Here is a 26,092-nt window from a genome sequence, read left to right as displayed (position 1 = left end):
CGCCCACCCTGCACGCCGTCGACCCGAACCCGCGCATCCCCTTCGCGGAGCTGGGGCTGGCGGTGGTCACCGAACCCACCCCGTGGCCGGCCGGTCCGCGCTGCGCCGGGGTGAGCGGCTTCGGCTTCGGCGGCACCAACGCGCACGTGGTCCTCACCGCCGACCCGGACGCCCCGGCCACCGGCGACGGGTCCGTGGACGGCGGGCCGGGACACCCCGGGCCGCTGGTGGTGCCGGTGTCCGCCCGTAGCCGCGCCGGCCTGGCCCGACTGGCCCGGGCCACCGCCCGGCACGCCGCCGGCACCGGTACCGCCGAACGGGTCGCGCTCGGCGCCACCCGCGCCCTGCGCCGCGAGCACCACCGCCCGTACCGCGACGCGGTCGTCGTCGCCGACCCCGCCGACCTGCCGGCCGCGCTGGACGCGCTCGCCGACCGCCTCGACGCCGCCGGGGACTGGCCGGCGGCCCCGACCGCCCCGCAGGTCGGTTTCGTCTTCTCCGGCCAGGGCGGGCAGTGGGCCGGCATGGGCCGGGAACTGCTCGCCACCGAGCCGCTGTTCCGCTCGGTGGTCCGCCGCTGCGACGAGGCCGTCGCCGACCAGCTCGGCTGGTCCGTCGAGGCCGCGTTGGCCGGCGAGGAGTCCGTCGACCTGGACGACACCGCCGTCGCCCAGGTGCTCATCGTGACCGTGCAGCTCGGCCTGGCCCAGCTGTGGCGGTCCCTCGGCGTCACCCCGGCCGCCGTGGTCGGACACAGCGTCGGCGAGATCTCCGCCGCCGTGGTCGCCGGCGCACTGACCCTGGAGACCGGGCTGCGGCTGGCCGTGCACCGGGGCCGGGCGATGGGGCGTACCAGCGGACCGGGCGGGATGCTCGCGGTCGGGCTGACCGAGGACGAGGCCACCCGGCGCTTCGGGGCCCTGGTCGACGTCGCCGCGGTCAACGCCCCGGACCAGGTGGTGCTCGCCGGTGACCCGGACACCCTCGACCGGATCGCCGCCGGCCTGGCCGAGGAGGGCCGCTACGCCAGCCGGCTGCCGGTGCGGTACGCCTTCCACAGCCGGCACCTGGCCGACGCCGCCGCCGAACTGACCGTCGCGCTGAAGGAGAACTGCCCCGAACTGGACGACCTCCCCGACACCGGAACCGTGGCGTTCCACTCCACCGTGCGGGGTGGCCGGATCGCCCCGACCGAGCTGACCGCCGGTTACTGGGGCAGCGGGGTACGCGCCCCGGTGCGGTTCGCCGACGCGGTCGCCTCGGCCACCGCCGCCGGGGTCGGGGTGCTGCTGGAGATCGGCCCCCGCCCGGTGCTGCGCAGCGCCCTGCGCCGGGCCACCGAGGGCAGCGGGGTCGCGGTGCTCGGTACCGTCACCGGCACCGAGGGACAGCGGCTGGACCTGCTGCGCGCCGCCGCCGGGCTGTACCGGCTCGGCGTGCCGGTCGACTGGCGGCACGTCCACCCCGACGACCTGCCGGTGGTCAGCGCCCCCGGCTACCCCTGGGACCACGTCCGGCACTGGCTGGACCGCGCCCCGGCCGGTCACGCCCCACGGCACCGCGCGACCGGAGCGGGCAGCCTGCTCGGCGAACCGGTCGACCTGGCCGACGTCGACACCACCCGGGTCTGGCAGCGTGACCTCAGCGTCGACAGCCTGCCCTGGCTGGACGAACACCGGGTCGCCGGGATCCCGGTCTTCCCCGCCGCCGGTTACCTGGAACTGTTCGCCCTCGCCGCCGAGCAGGTCGGCGGCGGCCTGGCGCCGACCGACGTGCAGTTCCTGCGCCCGCTGATCGGGGACACCCCGGTGCGGGTGCAGCTCCGGCTGGACCGGGACGACGACGGCTGGACCGCCGCCGTGCACGCCCGACCGGCCGGTGGTCCGGGCGGCTGGCAGCGGCACGCCACGGCCACCCTCCGGCCGGCCGGGCCCACCCCGGACGCCCCCGACCTCGACGCGGTACGCGACCGCTGCCCCGAACATTTGCCCGCCGGGGCGCTCTACGCGGCGCTGTCCGCCCGGGGCCTCGACTACGGTCCGCTGTTCCGGGGCGTGCAGCGGGTCCGGGCCGGGGACCGGGAGGCCCTCGGTGAGCTGGCCGTACCGGACGACGACGCCGGTTCGGCGCGGTTGCGGCTGGTCGACGCGGCCCTGCACGTGGTCGCCGCGACCGGCGCCGCCGGGGACGTCGGCGGCGGTACCCCGATCCTGCCGGTCGCGGTGGCCGAGGCCACCTGGTGGTCCGCCGGTACCCCCGCCCAGGCGCAGGTCACCCTGCACCCGGACGGCTCCGGTGGGCTCCTCGCCGACGTACTGCTGCTCGACGGGCGGGCGGCCCCGGTCGGCCTGCTGCGGGGACTGCGGTTGAGCCGGACCGAGGCGACGACCGTCGCGCCGCAGGACACCGACGGGCTGCGGCGCTACCGGCTGGACTGGCGGCCCGCCACCGGCCCGGACACCCCGACCGCCGCCGGCCGGTGGCTGGTGCTCACCCCACCCGACGGACCCGGCCGGGAGCTGGCCGAACGGCTGGCCGACGTAGTCGGGGACGAGGTGCTGATCTGCCACACCGGCGACGACCCGAGCGTCGACGGGCTGCGGCTGGACCCCACCGACCCGCAGCAGTACCAGCGGCTGCTCGACCGGGGCGACCTGGCCGGGGTGCTGCACCTGCTCGGCGCCGGGGACCCGGCCGCCGTGGCCGACCCGGACCGGGCGGCCCTGCCGGTGACCTCCGCGCTGTACCTGCTGCGCGCGGTCAGCTACGGGATCGCGGCCACCCCGCCCCGGGTGGTCCTCGCCACCTGCGGTGCCCAGCCGGTCGCCGAGCGGCCGGTCAGCGACCCGCTCGGCGCCACCCTGTGGGGGCTGGCGAAGACCGTACCCTTCGAACACCCGCTGCTCGACATCACCTGCGTCGACCTCGATCCGGCCGGTGACCCGGTCGCGGCGCTGCGCGCCGAACTCGCGGCCACCACCGCCGACGCGGAGGTCGGGTACGCCGGCACCGGACGGTACGTCCGCCGGATCCTGCCGGACGGGCCGCCCCCGGCCAGCCGGCTCGACCTGGACCCGGAGGCCGTCTACCTGGTCACCGGCGGGACCGGCGCCCTCGGTCTCCAGGTGGCCCGGCGGCTCGCCGAACGGGGCGCGGCGCACCTGGTGCTGCTCTCCCGCAGCGGCGACGGGGCGGCGCTGCCCGACGCGCTGCGCCGGGCCTGCCCGGACGTGACCGTGCTCCGCGCCGACGTGGCCGACCGGGACGCGCTGGCCGCCGCCCTGGACCGGGTACGCGCCACCGGCCGCCCGCTGCGCGGCGTCGTGCACGCCGCCGGGGTCCTGCACAACGGGGCCCTGCTGGACATGGCAGCCGACGCGGTCGGGGCGGCACTGGCGCCGAAGGTACGCGGCGGCTGGTACCTGCACGAGCTGACCGCCGGTGACCCGCTGGACCTGTTCGTCTGCTTCGCCAGCGCCGCCGGGGTACTCGGCTCACCCGGCCAGGCCAACTACGCCGCCGCCAACGCCTACCTCGACGCGCTGGCCCACCTGCGGCACGCCGCCGGCCGCCCGGCGGTGGCCCTGGACTGGGGGCCCTGGGCGGACGCCGGGATGGCCGCCGACTGGGACTCCGCCGGGGACCACGAGCTGCGTACCGCGGCCAGCGCCATCCCGCCGCCGGTCGGGTTGGACGCCTTCGAGGCGCTGGCCACCGGTACCCGGGTCCAGCCGGTCGTGCTCCCGTTCGACCTGCGTGACCTGGTGCAGTTCTACCCCTCGGAGGTCGGTCGGTCGTTCCTGGCCGAGGTGACCAACGCCGAGGCGGAGGCGCTGCGGTCCATCGGTACCGGGTTCTCCGCCCGGCCCGAACTCAGCTCCACCTACGTGGCCCCGCGCGACGAGGTGGAACGGCGGATCGTGGCGATCTGGCAGAAGTCCCTGGGCATCGAGCCGATCGGCGTCCTGGACAGCTTCTTCGAGCTCGGCGGTGACTCCGTGATGGGCAACCAGATCCTGGTGGAGACCAACCGGGCGCTGGGTGTGCAGATCCGACCGGAGACCGCCTTCGGTGACTTCACGGTGGCCAACCACGCCAAGTTGGCCGAGGCCGCGATGGTCGCCATGCTCGACGAGCTGAGCGAGGACGAGGTGGCCCGGCTGCTGGGCGAATGACCCCCATCCCGCACAAGGAGCACAACCGATGAGTACCGAGACGACCCCCTCCCGGACCGCCGACCCGCTCACAGCCACCGGCGACCGCCCGGCCCCCAACACCCTGCGCCCGAACGCGGTGGGCGTCGGTGAGCTGGTGTTCTTCGTCCTGTCCTGCGCCGCCCCGCTGACCGGCATGGCCGGCATGGTCGGACTGGTGTTCCTGCTCGCCGGTCCGATCGTGCCGGCCGGGTACCTGATCGCCGGGGCGGTGTACGCCGTCTTCGCGGTCGGTTTCACCGCGATGAGCCGGCACCTGCGCAACAGCGGCGCCTTCTACGCGTACGTCACCGCCGGGCTCGGCCGGGTCGCCGGTGCCGGTTCGGCGGTGATGGCCTACGTGGCGTACGCCGTCGGCGAGGTCGGCTTCGCCGCCGCCGCCGGGGTGTTCGCCTCCCTGGCGATGACCGAGGTCGCCGGGCTGGACGTGCCGTGGCAGGTCAGCGCCCTGGTGGTGGCCGTGGTCGTGTCGGTGCTGTCCTACCTGAAGGTCAACATCGGGGCCCGGGTGCTGGGGGTGCTGCTGGTCGCCGAGATCGGGATCCTGTTCGTGATGGCCGTGGCGGTCCTCGTCCAGGGTGGCTACGAGGGCTTCTCGTTCGACAGCTTCAACCCGGTCAACCTGGCCACCCCGTCGGTCGGGGTGCTGTTCGTGTTCACCTTCATCATGTTCATCGGTTTCGAGCAGACCGCCGTGTACAGCGAGGAGGCCCGCGACCCGAAGCGGACCGTGCCGCGCGCCACGTACCTGTCGATCGCGCTGCTCGCCGGGATCTTCACCTTCATCTCGTGGACCGTGCTGATGGCGGCCGGGCCGAGCCGGCTGGAGTCGCTGCTCGCCGACGACCCGTCCAGCCTGATGTTCAACCTCAACACCGAGTACGTCGGTGAGGCGGTCACCGGGGTGATGCAGCTGCTCATCGTGACCAGCTTCGTCGCCGGGGTGCTCGCGGTGCACAACGCCAGCACCCGGTACCTCTACTCGCTGGGCCGGGAGCGGCTCATCCCGGCGGCCTTCGGCCGCACCGACCCGCGTACCCGTACCCCCAGCGTGGCCGGGGTGGTGCACGCCGCGGCGATCGTGGTCGCCCTGGTCGGCTTCGGGCTCACCTCGCTCGACCCGTACACCCAGATCATCGTGTGGACCAACACCCCCACCCTGGTCGGCGTGATGGCGCTGGAGATCCTGACCAGCGTCGCGGTGATCCGCTACCTGGGGCGCAACCGTGGTGGCGGGGAGACCCTCTGGCAGCGGCTGGTCGCCCCCGGTCTGGCCACCGTCCTGCTCGGCGCGGTGCTGGTGCTGGTGATCAGCCAGATGCAGCTGCTCACCGGCCTCGGTGCGCTCGGCAACGCCATCGTGCTCGCCCCGCTGGTGCTCGGCTTCGTCATCGGCGCGCTGCGCGCCGGTCGGATGCGGCAGACCCCGGCACCCACCACCGCCGAGCTGACCCACTGACCCGACCGTTCGTGTCCGTGGAGGGCCGGCTGAAGCGTCGTACCAGCGGGTCCTCCACGCACCGGTACAGCAGCCAGGACAGGGCGAGGGAGACCGCCAACAGCACGAGGATCAGGGCGAACCCGACCAGCGGTGGGAACCGGCGGTCCAGACCGATCACCTGACCGCCGATCATGACCACCATCAGGTGGACGAGGTAGAAGGCGAAGGACAGCTCACCGAGCCGCACCGCTACCGGCCCGCGCAGCGGCGAGCGGCGGCGTTCCCAGTCGGCGACCGCCGCCGAGGCGATCAGCGGAGCGGTCCACATCGAGGCCACCCCGCCGGTACCGAACAGGTACGGCAGGTACAGCGCGGCCACGTACCCGGCGACGGCGACCCCGGCCGCCGGTAGCAGGCCGAGTGCCGGCCAGCGACCGGCCAGCACGACCCGGGCCAGCAGGATGCCGAGCACGAACTCCAGGGCACGTACCGGCGGGAAGAAGTACACGAACCAGACCTGGGTGAACGAGTACGAGCCGTCCAGGAAGAAGATCTCCAACCGTGGCTGGTCACTGACCAGGAACCGGGCGGTCAGTGCCGCGCCGACGATCAACGCCACCACCACGCCGACGGCCACCCACAGTCTGCTCTCCCGGATCTGCCCCAGCAACCGGTACAGCAGCGGGAAGCAGAGGTAGAAGAACAGTTCACAGGAGAGCGACCAGCTCACCCCGTTCATCGACGTACTGGTCTCCAGGCGCGGGAACCAGGCGTGCAGCAGGAAAAGGTTGGACAACCAGTCGACGGTGGCGACCGGACGCGCGGCGGCGACCAGCAGCGCTCCGGCCGCCAGGAACGTGACCAGGTGGCTGGGATAGATCTTGACCAGGCGTCGACGCCAGAACCGGGGTGCCGGATCGTCGGGCCGGGCGGTCCAGGTCAGCACGAAGCCACTGAGGAGGAAGAAGAAGCCGACGCCGTATGCCCCGGAGAGCGAGAAGGCCTGCCGGATCCCGGCACCGTAGGGGCCCTCGACGAGGCTGGTGTTCCAGGTGACGTGGGTGGCGAAGACGAGGACGGCGGCGACGAAACGCAGCCCGGTCAGGGAGGGCAGCCGCGACGGTGGCGGCACCCGCCCGGTCGTATCCGACCTGGCCCCGATCGTCGCCTGCGAGGTACCGCTCACCAGACGACCGGTAGCGAGACGAGTTCCCGGGCCAGGCCGCCGTTCTGCCAGGTGAGTTCGGATGCCGGTACGGCCAGCCGGAGCGTGGGGAACCGGGCGACCAGCCCGCCGAGCCCGATCTGCAACTCCGACCGGGCCAGGTTGGCACCGGGGCAGTGGTGCGGGCCGAAGCCGAAGGCGAGGTGCGGGTTGTGCCGTCGACCGATGTCCAACCGGTCGGGGTCGTCGAAGACCCGCTCGTCGTGGTTGGCGGAGATCCGCGACGGGATCACCGGTTCACCGGCCCGGATCGGCACCCCGCTGAGTTCCAGGTCCTCCGTGGCGTACCGGGCGAAGACGGCCGCCTCGTCGGTCTTGCCGTACCGCAGCAGTTCCTCCACCGCCGACGAGATCAGCGTGCGGTCGGCCACCAGCCGCGCCAGTTGCGCCGGGTGTGTGAGCAGGAGGTACGCGCAGTGCCCGAGCTGGTACTTCACGCTGTCGTGCCCGGCGGCGAGCATCAGCCGGGCCAGGGTGACCACCTCGTGCTCGCTGATCTCCGGGGCCTGCCGGTAGCCGTCGACGAGGACCCCGACCAGGTCGTCGTCGGGCTCCCGGAGGCGCTTCGTCACCATGTCGGCGACCCACTGCTGGAGCCGGCCCACATGGTCCTCGATCTGCTCCGGCGACATCGAGGTGGTGGCCGTCTGCGCCTTGGCCCACTCCGCGAACTGCGGTCGCTCGGCCGGTGGTACGCCGTACAACTCGGCGATGACCCCGCTGGTCAGCGGTGCGGCGAAGTCCTCCACCAGGTCCCACGGTGGACCGGCCTGCGCCATCCGGTCGAGCAGGTCGTCGGTGATCTGCTGGATCAGCGGTCGCATCCGGGCCACCCGGTGTGCGGTGAACACCCGGGCGGCCAGCCGGCGCAGCCGCCCGTGCTCCGGCGGGTCCATGCCCTGGAGGTTGTCGTCGGGCATCACCGGGAAGGCCCTCGGCTGGTCCCGCTCACCGGCCAGGGCCCGGCTGAACCGGGGATCGGAGTGGACCATTTTCACGTCGGCGTGGCGGGTCGCCAGCCAGGCCGGTTCGCCGTACGGCATCCGGACCCGGACGATCGGCTGTTCGCGGCGGTACCGGGCGTACACCGGACTGGTACCCGCCTCGCCGTCCGGGTCGAAGGGGTAGGACCGGGGAACGGCCTCTCCTGTCACTGATCCATCCTCCGAAATTGTGGCGGGCGACGGGCGGCCACTGCTCCGTCCAATGATGGGAGCCGAGAATATGTGGAATCCGTGACGGGTGACAACGCTGCAAATGTTGACGGTGCTGTCACCGACATGTATTCGTGCATATCTGCTGCACCCGGATCAACGTCCGCGAGGATTGACTGCCGTGTAATGTGTCCGAGTATTCTGCGACTCGGTCGATCCCGAGGAGGAATTCATTATGCCCGACGACTCTCTGGTGGGCGCGGACAACGCCGGCCAGCCGGCCCCGTCCGATCCGGTCGCCCCGCTCTTCCGGGCGGTGTGGGGGTACGCCGCCTCGGCGACGATCGCCACCGCACTGGACCTCGAACTCCCCGACCGGCTGGGTGAGCAGACCTGCTCGGTCAAGGACCTGGCGGCGCAGACCGGGGCACACGAACCCTCCCTGGACCGGCTGCTGCGCGCCCTGGTCAGCATCGGGGTCGTCGCGGAGCCGGAGCCGGGGACGTTCGCCCTGACCCGGTCCGGGGCGCTGCTGCGGACCGATGTCCCGCATTCCATGTACGCACTCGCCCGGCTGATGCTGCACCAGTCGATGTGGCGTCCCTGGGCCCGGTTGACGACGAGCATCCGGACCGGTGAGCGCAACTTCGAGGAACTGTTCGGCATGTCCTACTGGACGTACATGAAACAGAATCCCGAGGTGTCCGACCTGTTCAACAGCGCAATGGGGCAGGCCACCCAGGACATCGTCTCCGCCGTCGTGCGTGGTTACGATTTCAGCCGCTACGGCACCGTGGTCGACGTCGGCGGCGGAAACGGCACGCTGATCTCGGCGATCCTGAAATCGTCCCCCGAGTCGCGCGGCATCGTCTTCGACAGTCCGACCGGGGTGGAGAAGGCCGCCCAGGTGCTCGCCGAGGAAGGGGTGGCCGACCGGTGTGACGTCCGTTCCGGCGATTTCTTCGTCGAGGTCCCGCGTGGCGGTGACGCCTATGTCATGAAGAGCATCATCCATGACTGGTCGGACGAGCAGTCCATGGTCATCCTGCGCAACTGCCGGGAGGCGGTACCGGTCGACGGTCGGCTGCTCATCATCGACCCGGTCCTGCCGCCACCGCCGGTCACCGAGTCCCTGGCCTCGCCGTTCGCCTACCTGAACGATCTCGCCATGCTGGTCAAGCTCGGTGGCAAGGAGCGTACGGAGGCGGAGTACGAGGCCCTGCTGTCCGCCGCCGGGTTCCGGAAGACCCAGGTGGTGTCCCTGGCGGGTCCGGCCCGGATCTGCCTGATCGAGGCGGTACCCGTCCCGTAGTACCGAATCGACCGTCACCGGGGGTGGCGGGGTGTGCGCCGCACGGCGGCCACGTCCCGCCACCCCTGCGTGTCGCCGGCCGCGTCGTGGACGTCCCACATCCCCTGGACGTTCGTCATCCGGGTCCGGATCCGGGTACGACGGTCGTCAGCTCTCCCGGAGGACCATCCGGCGGAACAGGCGTACCAGCTCCTCCCGGGGCCGGGCCGCCAACCGCGCGGCCCGGAGCTGGTCGACCGCGTCCTCCAGGTAGCTGCGGGAGAGCCGCTCCGCACCGGCCCGGCCGCCGGCCGCCTCGACCAGTCGGGCCCACTGCTGCACCTCCGGCTCCGACGGCTGCGGCCCGGCGGCGCGGAGCGCCTCGGCGAGGCGGGCGCCGCCGGACTGCCCGGAGCGGAGCGCGAGGATGACCGGCAGGGTCTTCTTCGACCGTCGCAGGTCGCTCAGCTCCGGTTTCCCGGTGACCCCGGTGTCACCCCAGATGTCCTCGACGTCGTTGGCGATCTGCCAGGAGACGCCGAGGCAGTACCCGGCCCGCCGCAACGCGGTCAGCTGCTGCTCGTCGGCCCCGGCCAGCGCCGCGCCGATCGCCGACGCCGCCTCCAGCAGCGCGCTGGTCTTGTCGCACGCCCGAAGGTAGTGGTCCACCTCGACGTGGTCGACGTCCGGGCCTTCCAACGCGAGGTCGGCGGACTGGCCGGCGATCATGCGGTGCAGGGCGTCGGGCAGCACCGTGGCGGCCCGTCGGGTGGGTCCGGCCGCCAACGGCGCCAGTCGGCAGAACGCCGCCGCCAGCAGCGCGTCCCCGGCGAGCGTCGCCATGCCCTGTCCGAACACCACCCACGCGGCGGGTCGTCCCCGGCGCAGTTCGTCGGCGTCCATGATGTCGTCGTGCAGCAGGGAGAAGTTGTGCACCAGCTCGACCGCCACCGCACCGGGTACGGCGACCGCCGGATCCGCTCCGGCCGCCTCGGCGGCGAGCAGGGTGAGCCGGGCCCGGAGCAGTTTGCCGTGCCCGTCGTCGGTGGGGCGCCCGTCCGCGTCCCGCCACCCGAAGTGGTAGCCGCAGATCCGCGCGAGCTGCGGTTCGAGGCCGTCGACGACGCCGCGTAGCTCCGTGGCGACCCGCTGCCCGGCCCGGACCAGGGCAGCGGGTGCGTCCTCCGGGCGGACCCGGGCAGCCGGTGTTCCGGACTGGATGCTCATCGCCGGTGCCGCCCTCACCGGCCGGGCTCGACCACGCGGTCCGCCGCGATGACCAGGTAGTTCAGGCTGTTGCTGCGGTAGCCCGCGAGGAACGGGTCCTCGACGCCGGTCTTCAGTCGGCTGTTGCTGCGCAGCTCCCAGTACGGGATGGCCTCCGCGGTCAGATCCTGCACCAGCGCGGGGACGAGTCCGTTCTCGGCCAGGGCCCGCAGGTAGGTGCTGCGCTTGTGGATGTGGCAGACGTAGTGTTCGTCGATCTGCCGCACCTCGGGCGAGTCGTCGGCGACCGCGTCGTTCTGGCACCAGGTGACCAGGACGTACCGGCCGCCGGGCCGCAGCAGCCGGGCGAACTCGCGGAACGCCTCGGACAGGTCGACGTACATGGTGGTCTCGTTCGACACCACCGCGTCGAACGAGGCGTCCTCGAAGGGCGTCTGCGCCATGTTGGCGTAGTGGAAGTTCACCTTGTCCGCGCAGCGGCGCTGCTCGGCGAGCTGTTCGGCGAAGGCGATGTGGTGTTTGCAGAAGTTCACCCCGTCGACCCGGCAGCCGTACCGGTCGTGGATCATGAAGCTGGTACCGCCGCGACCGGAACCGGCGTCGAGTACCCGGGACTGCGGGGTGAGGGCGGCGAGCGGGTCGAGGATCAGGCCGACCTGTTCGGTCTCCAGGCGGTGCATCTCCTTCAGGATCAACCGCTCCCGCTCGGGTTCGGGCGCGGTCAGCACGTTCCGGTTGAAGTCACCGGCCGCGTAGTGGTGGTGGTACAGACCGTCCATCTCGCCGAGCAGGAGGTTGATCGGGTCGCTCTGCTTGGTCTCCCAGTGCTCGTTCAGGTCCTGCTCGTAGCTGGTCCGGACGACCACGTTCGTCACGTCGGTCCCAATGCTCATTGTCGGGCGCTCCTCAGGGTCGGGGATGGATCGGGACAGCGGTAGCGCGATCACAGGCGGATCAGGGGTTTGAGTACCTGCCGGGCGGCCATCCCGGCGTAGCCGTCGGGCGCCTCGTCGAGCCCCACGGTGCAGTCGAAGACGGGTGCCGGGTCGAGTGCGCCGGAGAGCACGTCCGGCAGCAGTTCGGGGATGTAGGCGCGGGCCGGGGCGAGACCGCCCCGGAGGGCGATGTTGCGGTAGAACATCTGCCGGACGTCCACCGAACCGTCGCCGCCGTGGGGTACGCCGACGAAACCCACCGTGCCGCCGTCGGCCGCCACGGAGATGGCGGTACGCAGGGCGGTGGCGGTGCCGACGGCCTCGACGACGCTGTCGAAGCCGCGCCCGCCCGACAGGTCCCGGGCCTGTTCGACCGCCTCCTCGCCGGTACTGCGGACGGTGGCGGTCACCCCGAACCGGTGGGCGATCCGGGCCCGGTCCTCGTGGTGGCCGAGCAGTACGACGTCCTCGGCGCCGAGCCGGCGCGCGGCGAGCACGGCACAGAGCCCGACCGCGCCGTCGCCGACCACCGCGACCCGGCGGCCGGGTGCGACCGCGGCGGCGACCGCACCGTGGTGCCCCGTGCACATGACGTCGGTCAGGGTCAGCAGGGCGGGGGCCAGCGAGTCGTCCACGTCGGCCGGGACGCGGACCAGGGTGGCGTCGGCGAACGGTACCCGTACCGCCTCGCCCTGCGCCCCGTCCGCGCCGGGCTGACCCCAGATCCCGGACCGGGGGCAGGAGGTGGGCAGCCCGGTACGGCAGCGGTCGCAGGTGCCGTCGGACCAGATGAACGGGGCCACCACGGTGTCGCCGGGGCGGAGGGTGGTCACCTCCCGGCCGGTCTCGGTGACCACGCCGATGAACTCGTGGCCGATCCGTTGCCCGGGTTCCCGGGGTGAGACCCCCCGGTAGGCCCACAGGTCGCTGCCGCAGACACAGGTGTGGGTGACCTGGACCAGTACGTCCGTCGGGTCGCGCAGGACCGGGTCCGGGACGTGCTCGACCCGGACGTCCCCCGCTCCGTGGATCGTCACCGCGCGCATCGGACCTCCCGGTGGTGTCCCCTGCCGGTCATGCTTCGGCCAGGATCTTCGGCAGGGCGTCGGTGAAGCTGCGGGCCTCGTCGCGCGAGAGGATCAGCGGTGGGGCCAGCCGCAGGGTGTCCGGTCGCAGGGCGTGGACGAGGAAGCCGGCCGTCCGGGCGGCGCTCTCCACGGCGGCTGCCCGTGGTGCGGTCAGGGTGACCGCCACCCAGAGCCCCCGGCCCCGGGCACCGGCGAGGAGCGGATGGGCGATCCGGTTGATGCCGGTACGCAGCTCGTCGCCGACCTCCGTGACCTGGGTCAGCAGGCCGTCGCGTGCGATGACGTCGAGGACCGTGAGGGCCGCCGCGCAGGCAACCGGGTTCCCGCCGAACGTCGAGCCGTGGTCGCCGGGCCGGAACGCCGTGCCGAAGCTGCCGAGGCCGACGCAGGCGCCGATCGGCAGACCACCGCCGAGTCCCTTGGCGAGCGTGACGACGTCCGGCCGGACCCCGGCCGACTGGTGGTAGAACCAGGCACCGGTGCGGCCGATGCCGCTCTGCACCTCGTCGAAGATCAACGCGGTGCCGGTGTCGTCGCAGACCGCGCGGGCCGCCGCGAGGTACCCCTCGGGGGGCTCGACGACGCCCGCCTCGCCCTGGAAAGGCTCCAGGATGACGCCGACGCACTGCGGGGTCACCGCCTCGGTCAACGCCGGGGTCGAGCCGTACGGCACGAACCGCACCTCGGTGCCGAGCGGCCCGAACGGGTCACGGATCGCGGCGCGGCCGGTCACCGACAGGGCGCCCCTGGTCCGACCGTGGAAACTCTCCACCGCCGCCACCAGGTACGTGCGGTCCGGACCCGCGTGCCGGCGGACCAGTTTCAGCGCGGCCTCGTTGGCCTCCGCGCCGGAGTTGGCGAAGAACACCCGACCGTCGGTGCCCAGCAGTCCGAGAATCCGTTCGGCCAGCCGTACGCCCGGTTCGTGCAGGTGCAGGTTGGAGATGTGCGTGAGGGTGGCGACCTGGTCGGCCACCGCCGCGACCAGCTCCGGATGTGCGTGGCCGAGGGTGGACACCGCGATCCCGCCGATCAGGTCGAGGTAGTCGTGGCCGTCGAGATCCCACACCCGACAGCCCGAACCGCGGGCCACGGCGACTGCGGGAACGCCGTAGTTGGGCATCAACGCCGCCGCGAACCGTCGTCGCAGCTCGTCGCTGGCGCTCATTCCGGGAAAACCATGGCTGTGGGCCCTCCTCGCGGATGGCGGATCAGGGGACGGTGCGTCGTCTTCGGGAAATCCGCTGACAATGCGCGGACAGTCGACCGGAAATATCGCGTCCGTCGACAAAGAATGGTGACGTCCGGCCCGGGAACACCAGTCATGTGACCACATGGCCACCGGGCCTGGCAAGGTGCCCGGAGGATATCCCGGAAATCGTATTCGCTTGTCTACGGGCTTTGTTTTTTTGCTGGATCGGAATAGACAAACGCTGCGCAGGTGTCACATTTAGAGGCGTTGCCCGACGTCGGGCGCAGCGCGCAGAGTGGTCGCAGCAAACCACGCCGACGCACTCCGGGAGAATCGATGACAGTCGACCAGATTCCGCAGGCGGCCGGACTCCCGCTGATCGGGGCGATGCTGGACTTCCGCCGTGACCCGTTGAACACCTACCTGCGGGCCCAGCGGGAGCACGGTGACGTCGTGCGCTTCACCGTGGGACCACCGGGTCTGCGGCAGGACTTCTACGCGGTCTTCTCCGCCGAGGGCGCCCAGCAGGTACTGGCCCGGTCGGTGGGCTTCCGCAAGGACGACGTCTTCTACGAGGAGATCCGGGCGACCTTCGGCAACGGGCTGCTCACCAGCCAGGACAGCGACTACGTGCGCCAGCGTCGGCTCATCCAGCCGCTGTTCACCCGGCGGAAGGTGGACCGTTACGCGCAGGCGATGTGCGAGGAGACGCTGGCCACGGTCGGGGAGTGGCGCGGCCGGGACGGGACCGTCATCGACGTCCTGGACGAGGTCACGCTGCTCACCCAGCGGGTGGTGACCCGCGTGCTGTTCGGCGCGGCGAGCGAGGAGGCGGCCGAGGTGGTCGGCCGCAACTTCCCGCTGCTCGGAGAGTACATGTTGCGGCGCGGCTTCTCCCCGGTGCCGCTGCCCCGGTGGCTGCCGACCCCGGCGAACCGCCGGGCCGCCGCCGCCCGCCAGGAACTCTACGACGTGTGCGACCGGATCATCGCGGAGCGCGGCCGGGACGGGTCCGGGCAGGGCGACCTGCTGAACCTGCTGTTGCAGGCCGGCGACGGGGCGGACGACCGGCTGACTCCGGACGAGATCCGGGACCAGGTCCTGGTCTTCTTCCTCGCCGGGCACGAGACCACCGCGACCTCGATGATGTTCGCCCTCTACCTGCTCGCCAACCATCCGGCGGAGCAGGCCCGGGCCCGCGAGGAGGCCGACCGGGTACTCGGTGACCGGCTGCCCACGGCGGCGGACTTCGACCAGCTGGCGTACATCCACATGGTGATGAAGGAGGCGATGCGGCTCTACCCGCCGTCGCCGGGGATCAGCCGGCGGGCCACCGCCGACACCGCCATCGACGGGCACGTCATTCCGGCCGGGAAGATCGTGCTGCTCAGCCCGTGGGTGACCCAGCGCCATCCCCGGTACTGGCCGGATCCGGAACGGTTCGACCCGCTGCGGTTCACCCCGGAGCGGGAGGTGGCCCGTCCCCGGTACGCCTGGTTCCCCTTCGGTGGCGGGCCCCGCGCCTGCATCGGCCAGCACTTCTCGATGCTGGAGGCGGTCCTGGCCATCGCGGTGCTGCTACGGCACTACGAGTTCGAGCCGGTCGACACCGACCTGAAGCTCACCCAGAAGCTCGCCCTGCGCTCCGTCGGCCCGGTCCGGTGCCGCATCGTCGCGCGGTGAGCCCTGCCCTGCCCCGCCGGTCACCTCGGACCGGCCACGAAAGGAGAAGCCCATGCGGGCGGCGGTGCTGAACGCCAAGGCCGACGGGAAGCTGGACCTGCGCGACGACGTCGAGACGGTGGAACCCGGGCCGGACGAGGTGCTCGTCCGGGTCCGGGCCACCGGGGTGTGCCATTCCGACCTGTCGGTCATCGACGGCCGCCTGCCGACCAGCGACGACGCCCTGGTCGTCGGGCACGAGGGTGCGGGGGAGGTGCTGGCCGTCGGCGACCGGGTGCACACGGTACGCCCCGGCGACCATGTGGTGATCAACTGGATCCCGTCCTGCGGGCGCTGTCCCGAGTGCCGCAACAACGAGGCGCACCTGTGCATGTCGTTCATGGCGGACCTGTTCGGTAAGCCCCGGTTCCGGGTCGCCGGGCAGCCGGCGTTCGGGATGGCCGGTACCGGTACCTGGGCCGAGCGCCTGGTGGTGCCGTGGCAGGCCGCGATCCCGATTCCGGACGACCTGCCGTTCGTGCACGCCGCCCTGTTCAGCTGCGGTATCTCGACCGGGGTAGGTGCCGTGCTGAACACCGCCCAGGTCCGCCCGGGGTCCTCGGTGGCCGTGCTCGGGCTGGGCGGCGTGGGCCTGTCGGTCGTCCAGGGCGCCCGGATCGCCGGCGCGACGACGATCGTCGGCGTCGATCCCCTGCCGGCCAAGCACACCGTCGCCCGGCAGTTGGGCGCCACGGCGGTGACCACCCCGGACGACCTGCCGGCGGTCCGGGACGCGGTGACCGGGGGACGCGGCTTCGACTACGTCTTCGAGGCGGTCGGGCGGGCGGCCACGGTCCGGCAGGCCTGGGAGATGACCCGACGCGGTGGTGACGTCGTCGTGGTGGGCGCCGGCGCCCCGGACGACCTGGTCGGGATCAGCGCCTACGAGCTGCTCTTCGCCAGCCGGAACATCCGGCCCTCCGTCTACGGCGGGTGCGACCTGAACCGGGACCTGCCCCGGCTGCTGGAGCTGTACCGGTCGGGGAGTCTCGACCTGGACAGCCTGATCAGCGCACAGATCAGGTTCGAGGAGCTGGACGACGCCGTCGCCGCGTTGCAGCGCGGGGATGTCCTGCGGCAGATCGTGGTCTTCGACTGAGCGTGCCGTTCGGCTGAGTGGACGCCCTGGGTACGGGTGCCGCCCCACCGGGGCGGCACCCGTACCGCTGTCAGGCCCGGACGGGTTGCCGGTCCCGGGTCACCAGGGCGACCGCCGCCGCCGCGCAGGGGATGGTGACGATCGCGTAGACGACGGCGGGAACGGCCATCTCCGCGCTGGCCAGCATGCCGGGGCTCAGGGCCACCGTGACCGCCAGCCCGCTGTTGTGGATGCCCACGTCCATGCCCGCCGCCACGGCCTGCGGCCCGGCCACCCCGAACAGGCGCGGGACCAGGTAGCCGATGGTCAGGCTGGCCAGGCAGAACAGGGTGGCGGCCAGCCCGGCGGCACCCAGGTAGTCGAGGATTCGGGACCGTTCGAGGTACACCGTCAGGACCGCGACGACGGTCAGGAACGCCACCGAGAGCACCTTGATCGGCCGGTCCAGCCGGGTGGCCAGGTCGACCCGGCGGGCGCGTACGGCCATCCCGACCAGCACCGGGACCAGGACGATGGCCATGAGCCGGGCCACCTCGGTGAAGCCCAGCTCGGCGCTCGCCGCGCGGCCCGGCAGGAAGTGCCGGATGGCGAGGTTGACCACCACCGGCAGGGTCACCACCGACAGCAGGGAGTTCAGCGCGGTCAGCGAGATGTTCAGCGCCACGTCGCCCCGGGCGAGGTGACTGAACAGGCTGGCGGTGGTGCCACCGGGGGAGGCCGCGAGCAGCATCATGCCCACCGCCAGTTCGCCCGGCAGCCCGAGTACCGAGACCAGCACCAGGCAGACGGCGGGCAGCAGGACGAGCTGGCACGCCAGGCCGATGCCCACGGCACGACGGGACCGCAGGACCCGGCGGAAGTCGGCGCCCGTCAGCGACAGTCCCAGCCCGAACATCAGAACGGCGACGACTGCGGGTAGCAGCGCGTCGATAATTGATGACATGCCGACCACGACTCCTCTGGGCGAATTCCGCCGGGCGCTCTAAGTGACACTGGACCATGCGTAGGACAATTTCAATGCTCCGGTAGTCGCCATCCGGCATCCACATTCGCGGCACGCCTGTTGATGTGAGTGGCGTTGCTGATTCCGTTTGGGCCACGGTACTTTCGATTCGTTCCGTGAAGCCGTCGCGTCGGGTGGCGGTGGTCTCCGATCCGGATTTCCCGACCCCAGCAGGCGGACGGTCCCCGGTCCGTGTCTGTGCCAGTGGTCGAAGTGGACCGAGGAGAGAAATGGCAGACAAAGTGATGTCGGTCGGATCCGAAATTCCGTCGGCGATCGATCTCGTGGCCGTCCGGCACGCCGTGGACGAGGTGCTGCGGGAATTCGTCGCCGACCGGGTCCGCTCGGCCGCCGGGCCGGAGCTGCCGCCCGCCCTGGCCGCTTTCGACGAGTACCTCGCCGGTGGGAAACGACTGCGACCGCTGCTGTGCTACTGCGGCTGGTACGCCGCCGGCGGAGCGGCGACGAGCCGGTCGATCCTGCGGGTGGCGGCGGCGTTGGAGCTGTTCCACACCTTCGCGTTGATCCACGACGACCTGATCGACCAGGCCGACAGCCGGCGCGGCCGGCCCACCCTGCACCGGGGTCTGGACGCGTACCACCGGGCCCGGGGCGACGTCCCGCATCCCGACCGGGTCGGCACCGGCGCGGCCATCCTCCTCGGTGACCTCGCGTTGGTCTGGTCCGACGAGCTGCTCTACGCCAGCGGTATGACCGAGCGTCAGCTCACCTCGGTCCGGGGGCTCCTCGACCTGATGCGCAACGAACTGATGTACGGCCAGTACCTGGACCTGCTCGGCACCGGCGTGCCCACCGCCGACCTGGACGCCGCACTGACCATCGCCCGGTACAAGAGCGGCAAGTACACCGTCGAGCGACCGTTGCAGATCGGCGCCCGACTGGCCGGCGCCGAGCAGCCGCTGCTCGACATGTTCAGTGCCTTCGGCGTGCCGATCGGTGAGGCGTTCCAGCTCCGCGACGACGTGCTCGGTCTCTTCGGCGACCCGGCGGTCACCGGGAAGTCGCAGCTCGACGACATCCGCGACGGCAAACGGACGGTCCTGCTCGCCATCGCGTTGGACCGGGCCGACGGTGGCCAGCGTGACCGGCTGACCCGGCTGATCGGTGACCCGGCCGTGGACGGTGCGGGCGCCGCCGAGGTCCGCCGGGTCGTGGTGGACACCGGGGCACTGGCCACCGTGGAGGCCATGATCGACGAACGCCTCGGGCGGGGCCTCGCGGTGCTGGACGACGCGGCCATCCCGCCGTCGGCGGTCCGGGCCCTGCGGTCCGTGGCACACGCGGCGACGGTGAGGTCGGCATGACCGGACGGACGCACCCGGCCAGCGCGCTCGCCGACGCGTTGCTGCGGGAGTCGGCCGAGGACGGCTGGGCCCTGCTCGGCCCGTCCGTCTACGAGACCGGCCGGATCGTGGTCGACGCGCCCTGGCTGGCCGGGCACGCGGCGCGACTGCGCTACCTCTGCGACGAACAGGCCGACGACGGCGGCTGGGGGGTCGCCGGGTTCCGGCTCGTGCCGAGCCTGAGCGCCACCGAGGCGCTGCTGCGGATCCACCGGCGTCGGTTGGACGTCGACCGGGTCCTGCCGGCGGACGAGGTGTCCCGCCGGGCCGCCGCCGGGGTGCGTTTCCTCGACGCGCACCTGACCGAGGGGCACCCTCTGCCGGACCTGGTCGCCGTGGAACTGGTCGTACCCCGGCTGATCGACCTGATCAACGAACACCTGCGGCACCTGACGGCGGAGTCCCCGGCGGCCCTGCCGGCCGGGGTGACCGGCATCGTGCTGCGCCCACCGACGGACAGCGACCCGGAACTGCTGCGCCGGCTGCGGGCCCGGGCCGCCGCCGGGCAGCCCCTGCCGAAGAAGCTCTGGCACAGCTGGGAGATCCTCACCCCGGGCGGGGTGTGCGACCCGCGGGTGGTCATGCGGGACGGCAACGTCGGGGTTTCCCCCGCCGCGACGGCCGCCTGGCTCGGCGGGCCGCCGGAGCCGGACCATCCGGCGGCCCGCTACCTGCACACGGTGCAGCAGCGGTGCGGTGGACCGCTGCCCGTCGGGGCGCCCATGCCGTACTTCGAGCGGTCGTGGATCCTCACCATCCTCGGCGCGAACGCGGTGCCGCACACCGTGCCGGAGAAGGTGCTGGACAGTCTGGAGGAGGCCGTCGGCCCGGACGGCGCGCCGGCCGGACCGGGACTGCCGGTCGACGCCGACGACACCGCCACGGTGCTGCTGGCGCTCCAGCTCAACGGCCGGGGGCAGCCCCTCGACCCGCTGATGCGCTACTTCGACGGGGAGCGCTTCTTCACCTACCCGGAGGAACGCACACCGTCCCCCACGGCCAACGCGCACGCGCTGGAGGCACTGGCGGCCCGGGTCGCCCACCACCCCGACGAGCGGAACCGGTACGCCCCGGTGCAGCGGGCCACGACGCGGTGGCTGACCGGGTTGCAGAACGCCGACGGCAGCTGGGACGACAAGTGGCACGGTTCCCCGTACTACGCCACCGCCTGCTGCGCCCGGGCACTGGCCGGGTACGACGACGACCACTGCCGCGCCGCCGTCGAACGGGCCGTCGGCTGGATGCTGGGTACCCGGCAGGCCGGCGGCCGGTGGGGGCACGGCACCGGGACGGTCGAGGAGACCGCGTACGCCGCCGGCACCCTCGCCCTGAGCCGGAGCCCGCAGCGGGCGACGGTGGTGGCCGACGCCCTGGCCGCAGCGGCCCGGACGCTGCGGGACGGCCGGGTCGACGAGCGGGCCACCCCGCTCTGGATCGGCAAGGACGTGTACACCCCGGTACGCATCGTGCGGGCCACCTGTCTCGCCGCCGCGTACCGGCTCGGGGTGCTCGACGGAGGCCGCGATGGGCGTTGAGCAGCTCCTGGTGCCGTGCCCCTTCCCGGACCGGTCCCATCCGGCGGCGGACCAGGCCGCCGGGTACGTCCGCACGGTGGCCGCCGAGGTCGGCCTCGCCGGCGCGGCGAGCGCGACGGTCGTGCACAGCATCGCGCTGGCCGACGCGGCGGCCATGACCTATCCCGACGCCGAACTCGACCGGCTCCGGGTGGCGACGCTCTGGATCGCCTTCCTGGTGCTCTTCGACGACGCCTGGAGCGACCTGCTGGTCGTCGAGGGCGACTGGCGGGAACAGGTCCGGGCCGCCCACCACCGGATCCACCGGGTGCTCGACGGGGCGGGTACCGGCGACGACCCGCTCGCCAGGCTGCTCGCCCGGATCCTCGACGACATCGCCGTCACCGCACCCGACTGGGACTCCTCCCGGCTGCGTACCGAGATCCGGCGTTACCTGGCCGCGACGGTCTGGGAGTTGGAGATGCGGGCCGCCAACCGGATCCCCGACCTGCACGCCTACCTGCCGATGCGCCGGGTGTTCAGCACCATGACGGTGCAGCGCGAGCTGGACTACTACGTCTGCCGGCTGGACCTGCCCGAGCCGGTGCGCCACCATCCCTGCCTGGAACTGGTCGACCTGGCCGTCGCCGACTACGGCTGCCTCGCCAACGACCTCTACTCGTTCGACAGCGAACGGCAGCACGGCATCACCTCCAACGCGATCACCGTGCTGCAACACCAGTACGGCTGGGACGTGCCGACCTCGGTGGCCCAGGTCCAGCGGATGGCCGCCGCGGCGCTCGCCACGTTCCAGCAGGTGTCCGACGACCCACCGCGCTTCGGCCTGCCCGACAGCGACGAGCTGCGCCGATACCTGGACCACTACGAGGCCTTCATGTCCGCCGCGGCCCGCTGGCCGGCCCGATCGGCCAGATACCGCACGGAGCGCTGATTCCGGGGCCCGGTGGCCACCCGACGACTGTGAAAGGCAGGTAATGGTGTCCACTGCCACGCGAAGTCCCCAGACCCGACCGCCGAGCGTCCCCGCCGCACTGCCGGTCCTGGGGCACGGCCTCCAGTTGCTCCGCAGACGGCTGGACTTCCTCCAGGAGATCCGCAGTCACGGCCCGGTGGTGCAGATCCGGCTCGGCCCGACCCGCGCGTACGTGGTCAACGACCACACCCTGCTCCATCAGGTACTGGTCACCGACGGGGCGAAGTACCCCCGGGGGATCCACTTCCGCAAGGCCCGCGCGGTGGCCGGTGACGGCATCATCACCGCCTACGGGGCGCCGCACCGCCGGCAGCGGCGACTCGTCCTGCCGGCCTTCAACCGCAAGAAGGTGCACGTCTACGCGGACGTGATGCGGGAGGTCGCCACGGCCCGGATCACCGCCTGGCCGCAGGACCAGCCGATCGACCTGAAGTCCGAGTTCGTGTCGCTGGCCACGACGGTGGCGACGAAGAGTCTCTTCGCCACCGAACTCGGCACCTCCGCCATCTCGGTGGTGGAACGGGCGCTGCCGGTACTGACCCGGGGGGTGAGCCTGCGCGCGATGGACCCGACCGGCCTGTTGGAGCGGATCCCCACTCCGGCGAACCGCCGGTTCGCCGCGACCATGCGGGAACTGCACCAGGTCATCGACCAGATCATCGCCTCCTACCGGGACCGGGAACAGGCCGGCGAGGACCTGCTGTCCATGTTCATGCTGGCCCGCGACGAGGAGACCGGCCAGGGCATGGACGACCAGCAGCTGCGGGACGAGGTGATCAGCATCCTGCTCTCCTCGGCGGAGACCACCGCGCTGACCATGAGCTGGGCCTGTCACGAGCTGAGCCGGAACCCGGCCGTGTCCGCCCGGCTGCGCGCCGAGGTGGACAGCATCCTGGGCGGGCAGCCGCCCCGCTACGAGCAACTGCCCGGCCTGGAGTTCACCCGCCGGGTGGTCCGGGAGACCCTGCGGATGTACCCGCCGACCTACTTCCTCTCCCGGAGCGCGGCGACGGACCTGCAACTCGGCGGGTACCACATCCCCGCCGGCAGTACGGTCCTGTACTCGTTCTACTCGCAGCACCGCGATCCCGTGCTGTTCCGGGACCCGGACCGGTTCGACCCGGACCGGTGGCTGCCGGAGCGTTCCGCCGACGTCACCCCGGACGCCTACGTACCGTTCGGCGAGGGCGCCCACCGGTGCGTGGGGGAGAGTTTCGCCCTGGCGGAGGCGATGACGACGCTGGCCACCATCGTCGGCCAGCGGGATCTGCGCCCGGTGCCGGGCAGCACGGTCCGACCGGTGGGCACGGTCACCCTGATGCCCCAGGGCCTGCGGATGCTCGCCCCCCGGAGGCGGTCATGAGCGCCGACCGGCAGGTCAGCACGGAACCCGAGCGGTGCATCGGTTCCGGGCAGTGCGTGATGTACGCCCCGGACGTCTTCACCCAGGACGCGGACGGCGTGGTGGTCCTGCTGACCTCCCGGCCGGCGGCCGAGTCGTGGCAGGACGTGGTCGAGGCGGCCACCCGGTGTCCGGTCGCGGCGCTGCGGCTGCGGGACGAGTGAGCGGGGGAGCGATGCTGAGCGACATCCACGGCCCGGACGACCTGCGCCGGTTGTCCCCACCGGAGCTCGACCGGCTCTGCGGGGAGATCCGGTCCTTCCTGGTGCAGTCGGTGACCCGGACCGGTGGTCACCTGGGGCCCAACCTCGGCGTGGTCGAGTTGACGCTGGCCCTGCACCGGGTCTTCGACTCGCCCCGGGACGGCATCCTGTGGGACACCGGCCACCAGGCGTACGTGCACAAACTGCTGACCGGCCGGCAGGACTTCTCCCGGCTGCGCAAGAGCGGCGGCCTGTCCGGCTATCCGAGCCGGGAGGAGTCCCCGCACGACCTCATCGAGAACTCCCACGCCTCCACCGCGCTCTCCTACGCCGACGGACTGGCCCGGGCGTACCAGCTCCGCGGGGTCACCGACCGGCGGGTGGTGGCGGTCGTCGGTGACGGCGCCCTCACCGGGGGGATGGCCTGGGAGGCCCTGAACAACATCGCCTCCGCCCAGGACCGGCCGGTCGTCATCGTGATCAACGACAACGGCCGGTCGTACGCGCGGACCATCGGTGGCCTGGCCCGCCACCTCGACCGGCTGCGGACCAGCCGGGGCTACGAGGACTTCCTGCGCTGGGGCAAGCACCTGCTCGGTGAGACACCCGTGGTCGGCCGACCGGTCTACGACCTGCTGCACAGTGCCAAGCGGGGGCTGCGGGACCTGGTCATGCCGGAGGGCATGTTCGTCGACCTGGGACTGAAGTACCTGGGCCCGGTGGACGGTCACGACATCGCGGCGATGGAGTCGGCCCTCACCGCCGCCCGGGACTTCGGCGGACCGGTCGTCGTGCACTGCGTCACCCGCAAGGGGCGTGGCTACCGGCCCGCCGAGGACGACGAGCGCGACTGTTTCCACGGCATCGGGGTGATCGACCCGGAGACCGGCCGGGGTGTCCCCGGTGACTCCCGACCGAGCTGGACCTCGGTGTTCGCCGACGAGATGGCCCGGGTGGGCGCCGAACGGGCCGACGTGGTGGCGATCACCGCGGCGATGCTGCACCCGGTCGGGCTCCAGCCGTTCGCCGACGCCCACCCGGACCGGGTGTTCGACGTCGGCATCGCCGAGCAGCACGCGGTCACCTGCGCGGCCGGTCTCGCCGCCGGTGGCCTGCACCCCGTCGTGGCGGTGTACGCCACCTTCCTCAACCGGGCCTTCGACCAGGTGCTGCTCGACGTGGCGCTGCACCGGGCCGGCGTCACCTTCGTGCTGGACCGGGCCGGGGTGACCGGGGACGACGGACCGAGCCACAACGGGATGTGGGACATGTCGGTGCTCGGGGTGGTACCCGGGCTGCGGATCGCCGCGCCCCGCGACGGCACCCGGCTGCGCGCCGAACTCGGCGAGGCGCTCGCGGTGTCCGACGCGCCCACGGTCCTGCGGTACCCGAAGGGCCCGGTACCCGAGGACACGCCGGCGGTGGCGCGGGTGGGTGGCGTCGACCTGCTCACCCCGGTCGACCCGCTCGATCCCGGCAACGACGTGCTCCTCGTCTCGGTCGGCGCGATGGCGCAGATCTGCCTGGAGACCGCACGACGGCTGGCCGACCGGGGCGTCCGGACCACCGTGGTGGATCCCCGCTGGGTGAAGCCGATCGATCCGGCCCTGCTCGATCTCGCCGGGCGGCACGCACTGGTGGCGGTCGTCGAGGACAACGTCCGGCACGGCGGGATCGGTGCGGCGCTCAGCCAGGCGGTCCAGGACGAGGGTCTGCCGGTCCCGTGCCGGACCTTCGGCATCCCGTCCACCTTCCTCGACGTGGGCAGTCGCAGCCAGATCCTGAGCCGGCTCGGGCTGACCGCCGAAGCCCTCGCCGACGAGTTGGGTCGCCTCGTCCTCCGCCCGTTGACAGCCTCATGAGGGGACGGCCATGACACACGCAGCCCGCAAACGCGTACTCCTCGCCAATCCGCGCGGCTACTGCGCCGGCGTCGACCGGGCGGTCCAGACCGTCGAGCGGGCGCTCGCGCTCTACGGACCACCCGTGTACGTGCGGAAGGAGATCGTGCACAACCGCCATGTCGTGCAGACCCTCCAGCGGCGCGGTGCGGTGTTCGTCGACGACAACGACGAGGTGCCGACGGGCGCCACCGTCGTCTTCTCGGCCCACGGGGTGGCCCCGCAGGTGCACGCCGAGGCGGCCACCCGGGACCTCAAGGTCATCGACGCGACCTGCCCGCTGGTCACGAAGGTGCACAACGAGGCCCGCCGGTTCGCCGCCGCCGGCTACGACATCCTGCTGATCGGTCACGCCGGTCACGAGGAGGTGATCGGTACGGTCGGCGAGGCGCCGGGGAACATCCAGGTGGTCGACGGCCCGGACGAGGTCGACGGGATCGCCGTCCGGGATCCGTCCCGGGTCGCCTGGTTGTCCCAGACCACCCTTTCGGTCGACGAGACCATGCGTACCGTGGACCGCCTCCGGCAGCGTTTCCCGGACATCGCGTCCCCGCCGAGCGACGACATCTGCTACGCCACGCAGAACCGGCAGCAGGCGGTCAAGGCGATGGCCGGGTCGTGCGACGTGGTGATCGTGGTCGGGTCGCGCAACTCGTCGAACTCGTTGCGGCTGTGCGAGGTGGCGCGGGAGGCCGGCGCCCGGGGCGCGTACCTCGTCGACCGGGCCGGGGAGATCGACCCGGGCTGGGTCGACGAAGCCTCGACCGTCGGGCTGACCGCCGGGGCTTCGGTGCCGAACGAACTGGTCGAGGAGACCCTCGTCTGGCTGCGGGGGCGGGGTTTCAGCGAGGTGGTCGAGGTGACCACCGCGGTGGAGAACACCCTGTTCGCGCTCCCCCCGGAGTTGCGCGCCGACCTGCGTACCGAGCCACGGCCCGACGCGGCGGGCCAGGGCGGTCCGGCGACGACGGGGAAGGGGCTCGTCCCGTGACCGCGGTCAGTCTCGGTATGCCCGCCGTACCGCCCCCGCCGCTCGCGCCCCGTCGGGCCAGTCGTCAGATCATGGTCGGTTCGGTGCCGGTGGGTGGGGGTGCGCCGGTGTCGGTGCAGTCGATGACCACCA

19 protein-coding genes are annotated in these 26,092 nt (G+C 72.3%); 12 read left to right on the top strand and 7 right to left on the bottom strand.

What is annotated here, in order from left to right:
* Nucleotides 1-4,175 (top strand): type I polyketide synthase (locus GSF22_RS09695; RefSeq protein WP_208813057.1); only part of this gene is annotated, 4,175 nt, incomplete at its 5' end.
* Between the two features lie 28 nt (nucleotides 4,176-4,203).
* Entirely contained in the window at nucleotides 4,204-5,673 is a 1,470-nt protein-coding gene (locus tag GSF22_RS09690) for an APC family permease (protein WP_208813055.1), read from the top strand.
* On the opposite strand, the gene GSF22_RS09685 is transcribed toward GSF22_RS09690, so the two are convergent.
* A complete protein-coding gene (locus GSF22_RS09685; RefSeq protein ID WP_208813053.1) occupies nucleotides 5,603-6,841 on the bottom strand; it encodes an acyltransferase family protein in 1,239 nt (412 codons plus the stop codon). The genes GSF22_RS09690 and GSF22_RS09685 overlap by 71 nt on opposite strands.
* Entirely contained in the window at nucleotides 6,838-8,034 is a 1,197-nt protein-coding gene (locus tag GSF22_RS35655; RefSeq protein ID WP_208813051.1) for a cytochrome P450, read from the bottom strand. Before GSF22_RS35655 ends, GSF22_RS09685 begins: the two co-directional genes overlap by 4 nt.
* Before the next feature lie 235 nt (nucleotides 8,035-8,269).
* On the opposite strand from GSF22_RS35655, the gene GSF22_RS09675 reads away from it, so the two are divergent.
* The gene (locus tag GSF22_RS09675) at nucleotides 8,270-9,346 is read left to right on the top strand and encodes a methyltransferase (protein WP_208813049.1); all 1,077 of its coding nucleotides are present in this window, start codon (nucleotides 8,270-8,272) and stop codon (nucleotides 9,344-9,346) included.
* 147 nt (nucleotides 9,347-9,493) lie between these two features.
* Here the strand turns inward: GSF22_RS09675 and GSF22_RS09670 are convergent, their stop codons facing one another.
* From GSF22_RS09670 to GSF22_RS09655, 4 genes are read right to left on the bottom strand one after another with little or no spacing between them, the layout of a single operon-like run.
* Nucleotides 9,494-10,552: a polyprenyl synthetase family protein gene (locus GSF22_RS09670; RefSeq protein WP_208813048.1), complete on the bottom strand. Its 1,059-nt coding sequence runs from the start codon at nucleotides 10,550-10,552 to the stop codon at nucleotides 9,494-9,496.
* A 14-nt stretch (nucleotides 10,553-10,566) separates the two neighbouring features.
* Nucleotides 10,567-11,445: an SAM-dependent methyltransferase gene (locus GSF22_RS09665; protein ID WP_208813046.1), complete on the bottom strand. Its 879-nt coding sequence runs from the start codon at nucleotides 11,443-11,445 to the stop codon at nucleotides 10,567-10,569.
* A gap of 50 nt (nucleotides 11,446-11,495) precedes the next feature.
* On the bottom strand, nucleotides 11,496-12,533 hold the full coding sequence (locus tag GSF22_RS09660; protein ID WP_208813044.1) for a zinc-binding dehydrogenase: 1,038 nt from the start codon (nucleotides 12,531-12,533) through the stop codon (nucleotides 11,496-11,498).
* A 28-nt stretch (nucleotides 12,534-12,561) separates the two neighbouring features.
* Nucleotides 12,562-13,743: an acetylornithine transaminase gene (locus GSF22_RS09655; protein ID WP_208813042.1), complete on the bottom strand. Its 1,182-nt coding sequence runs from the start codon at nucleotides 13,741-13,743 to the stop codon at nucleotides 12,562-12,564.
* 360 nt (nucleotides 13,744-14,103) lie between these two features.
* Between GSF22_RS09655 and GSF22_RS09650 the strand changes: the two genes are divergently transcribed.
* Nucleotides 14,104-15,450: a cytochrome P450 gene (locus tag GSF22_RS09650; protein ID WP_208813040.1), complete on the top strand. Its 1,347-nt coding sequence runs from the start codon at nucleotides 14,104-14,106 to the stop codon at nucleotides 15,448-15,450.
* A gap of 52 nt (nucleotides 15,451-15,502) precedes the next feature.
* Nucleotides 15,503-16,588, top strand: a complete 1,086-nt coding sequence (locus GSF22_RS09645) for an alcohol dehydrogenase catalytic domain-containing protein (protein WP_208813038.1) — start codon at nucleotides 15,503-15,505, stop codon at nucleotides 16,586-16,588.
* 70 nt (nucleotides 16,589-16,658) lie between these two features.
* Here the strand turns inward: GSF22_RS09645 and GSF22_RS09640 are convergent, their stop codons facing one another.
* On the bottom strand, nucleotides 16,659-17,531 hold the full coding sequence (locus GSF22_RS09640; protein WP_208813036.1) for a bile acid:sodium symporter family protein: 873 nt from the start codon (nucleotides 17,529-17,531) through the stop codon (nucleotides 16,659-16,661).
* Nucleotides 17,532-17,821: 290 nt separating this feature from the next.
* On the opposite strand from GSF22_RS09640, the gene GSF22_RS09635 reads away from it, so the two are divergent.
* From GSF22_RS09635 to GSF22_RS09605, 7 genes are read left to right on the top strand one after another with little or no spacing between them, the layout of a single operon-like run.
* Nucleotides 17,822-18,916 (top strand): polyprenyl synthetase family protein, encoded by a 1,095-nt coding sequence (locus GSF22_RS09635; protein ID WP_208813034.1) that lies wholly within the window; start codon nucleotides 17,822-17,824, stop codon nucleotides 18,914-18,916.
* On the top strand, nucleotides 18,913-20,490 hold the full coding sequence (locus GSF22_RS09630) for a prenyltransferase (protein ID WP_208813032.1): 1,578 nt from the start codon (nucleotides 18,913-18,915) through the stop codon (nucleotides 20,488-20,490). Before GSF22_RS09635 ends, GSF22_RS09630 begins: the two co-directional genes overlap by 4 nt.
* Nucleotides 20,480-21,421 carry a terpene synthase family protein gene (locus tag GSF22_RS09625; protein ID WP_208813030.1) on the top strand — a complete coding sequence of 314 codons (942 nt, stop codon included), beginning with the start codon at nucleotides 20,480-20,482 and terminating at the stop codon, nucleotides 21,419-21,421. The genes GSF22_RS09630 and GSF22_RS09625 overlap by 11 nt, the downstream gene beginning before the upstream one ends.
* 46 nt (nucleotides 21,422-21,467) lie before the next feature.
* A complete protein-coding gene (locus GSF22_RS09620) occupies nucleotides 21,468-22,826 on the top strand; it encodes a cytochrome P450 (RefSeq protein WP_208813028.1) in 1,359 nt (452 codons plus the stop codon).
* Nucleotides 22,823-23,029, top strand: coding sequence for a ferredoxin (locus GSF22_RS09615; RefSeq protein WP_208813026.1), 207 nt, complete (start codon nucleotides 22,823-22,825; stop codon nucleotides 23,027-23,029). The genes GSF22_RS09620 and GSF22_RS09615 overlap by 4 nt, the downstream gene beginning before the upstream one ends.
* A gap of 11 nt (nucleotides 23,030-23,040) precedes the next feature.
* Nucleotides 23,041-24,930 (top strand): 1-deoxy-D-xylulose-5-phosphate synthase, encoded by a 1,890-nt coding sequence (gene dxs / locus GSF22_RS09610; protein ID WP_208813024.1) that lies wholly within the window; start codon nucleotides 23,041-23,043, stop codon nucleotides 24,928-24,930.
* A 10-nt stretch (nucleotides 24,931-24,940) separates the two neighbouring features.
* On the top strand, nucleotides 24,941-25,960 hold the full coding sequence (locus tag GSF22_RS09605) for a 4-hydroxy-3-methylbut-2-enyl diphosphate reductase (RefSeq protein ID WP_208813022.1): 1,020 nt from the start codon (nucleotides 24,941-24,943) through the stop codon (nucleotides 25,958-25,960).
* Nucleotides 25,961-26,092 lie beyond the last annotated feature (132 nt).

Source organism: Micromonospora echinofusca, assembly GCF_017614955.1.
Taxonomy (GTDB): domain Bacteria; phylum Actinomycetota; class Actinomycetes; order Mycobacteriales; family Micromonosporaceae; genus Micromonospora; species Micromonospora echinofusca_A.
This window is presented reverse-complemented; position numbering and strand designations above follow the sequence as displayed.

What these genes read in the sequence shown, in the direction of transcription:
- GSF22_RS09690 (WP_208813055.1), top strand. Translation starts at nt 4,204, where the DNA reads ATGAGTACCGAGACGACCCCCTCCCGGACCGCCGACCCGCTCACAGCC.
- GSF22_RS09675 (WP_208813049.1), top strand. Translation starts at nt 8,270, where the DNA reads ATGCCCGACGACTCTCTGGTGGGCGCGGACAACGCCGGCCAGCCGGCC.
- GSF22_RS09670 (WP_208813048.1), bottom strand. Translation starts at nt 10,552, where the DNA reads ATGAGCATCCAGTCCGGAACACCGGCTGCCCGGGTCCGCCCGGAGGAC.
- GSF22_RS09665 (WP_208813046.1), bottom strand. Translation starts at nt 11,445, where the DNA reads ATGAGCATTGGGACCGACGTGACGAACGTGGTCGTCCGGACCAGCTAC.
- GSF22_RS09660 (WP_208813044.1), bottom strand. Translation starts at nt 12,533, where the DNA reads ATGCGCGCGGTGACGATCCACGGAGCGGGGGACGTCCGGGTCGAGCAC.
- GSF22_RS09655 (WP_208813042.1), bottom strand. Translation starts at nt 13,743, where the DNA reads ATGAGCGCCAGCGACGAGCTGCGACGACGGTTCGCGGCGGCGTTGATG.
- GSF22_RS09650 (WP_208813040.1), top strand. Translation starts at nt 14,104, where the DNA reads ATGACAGTCGACCAGATTCCGCAGGCGGCCGGACTCCCGCTGATCGGG.
- GSF22_RS09645 (WP_208813038.1), top strand. Translation starts at nt 15,503, where the DNA reads ATGCGGGCGGCGGTGCTGAACGCCAAGGCCGACGGGAAGCTGGACCTG.
- GSF22_RS09640 (WP_208813036.1), bottom strand. Translation starts at nt 17,531, where the DNA reads ATGTCATCAATTATCGACGCGCTGCTACCCGCAGTCGTCGCCGTTCTG.
- GSF22_RS09635 (WP_208813034.1), top strand. Translation starts at nt 17,822, where the DNA reads ATGGCAGACAAAGTGATGTCGGTCGGATCCGAAATTCCGTCGGCGATC.
- GSF22_RS09630 (WP_208813032.1), top strand. Translation starts at nt 18,913, where the DNA reads ATGACCGGACGGACGCACCCGGCCAGCGCGCTCGCCGACGCGTTGCTG.
- GSF22_RS09625 (WP_208813030.1), top strand. Translation starts at nt 20,480, where the DNA reads ATGGGCGTTGAGCAGCTCCTGGTGCCGTGCCCCTTCCCGGACCGGTCC.
- GSF22_RS09615 (WP_208813026.1), top strand. Translation starts at nt 22,823, where the DNA reads ATGAGCGCCGACCGGCAGGTCAGCACGGAACCCGAGCGGTGCATCGGT.
- dxs (WP_208813024.1), top strand. Translation starts at nt 23,041, where the DNA reads ATGCTGAGCGACATCCACGGCCCGGACGACCTGCGCCGGTTGTCCCCA.
- GSF22_RS09605 (WP_208813022.1), top strand. Translation starts at nt 24,941, where the DNA reads ATGACACACGCAGCCCGCAAACGCGTACTCCTCGCCAATCCGCGCGGC.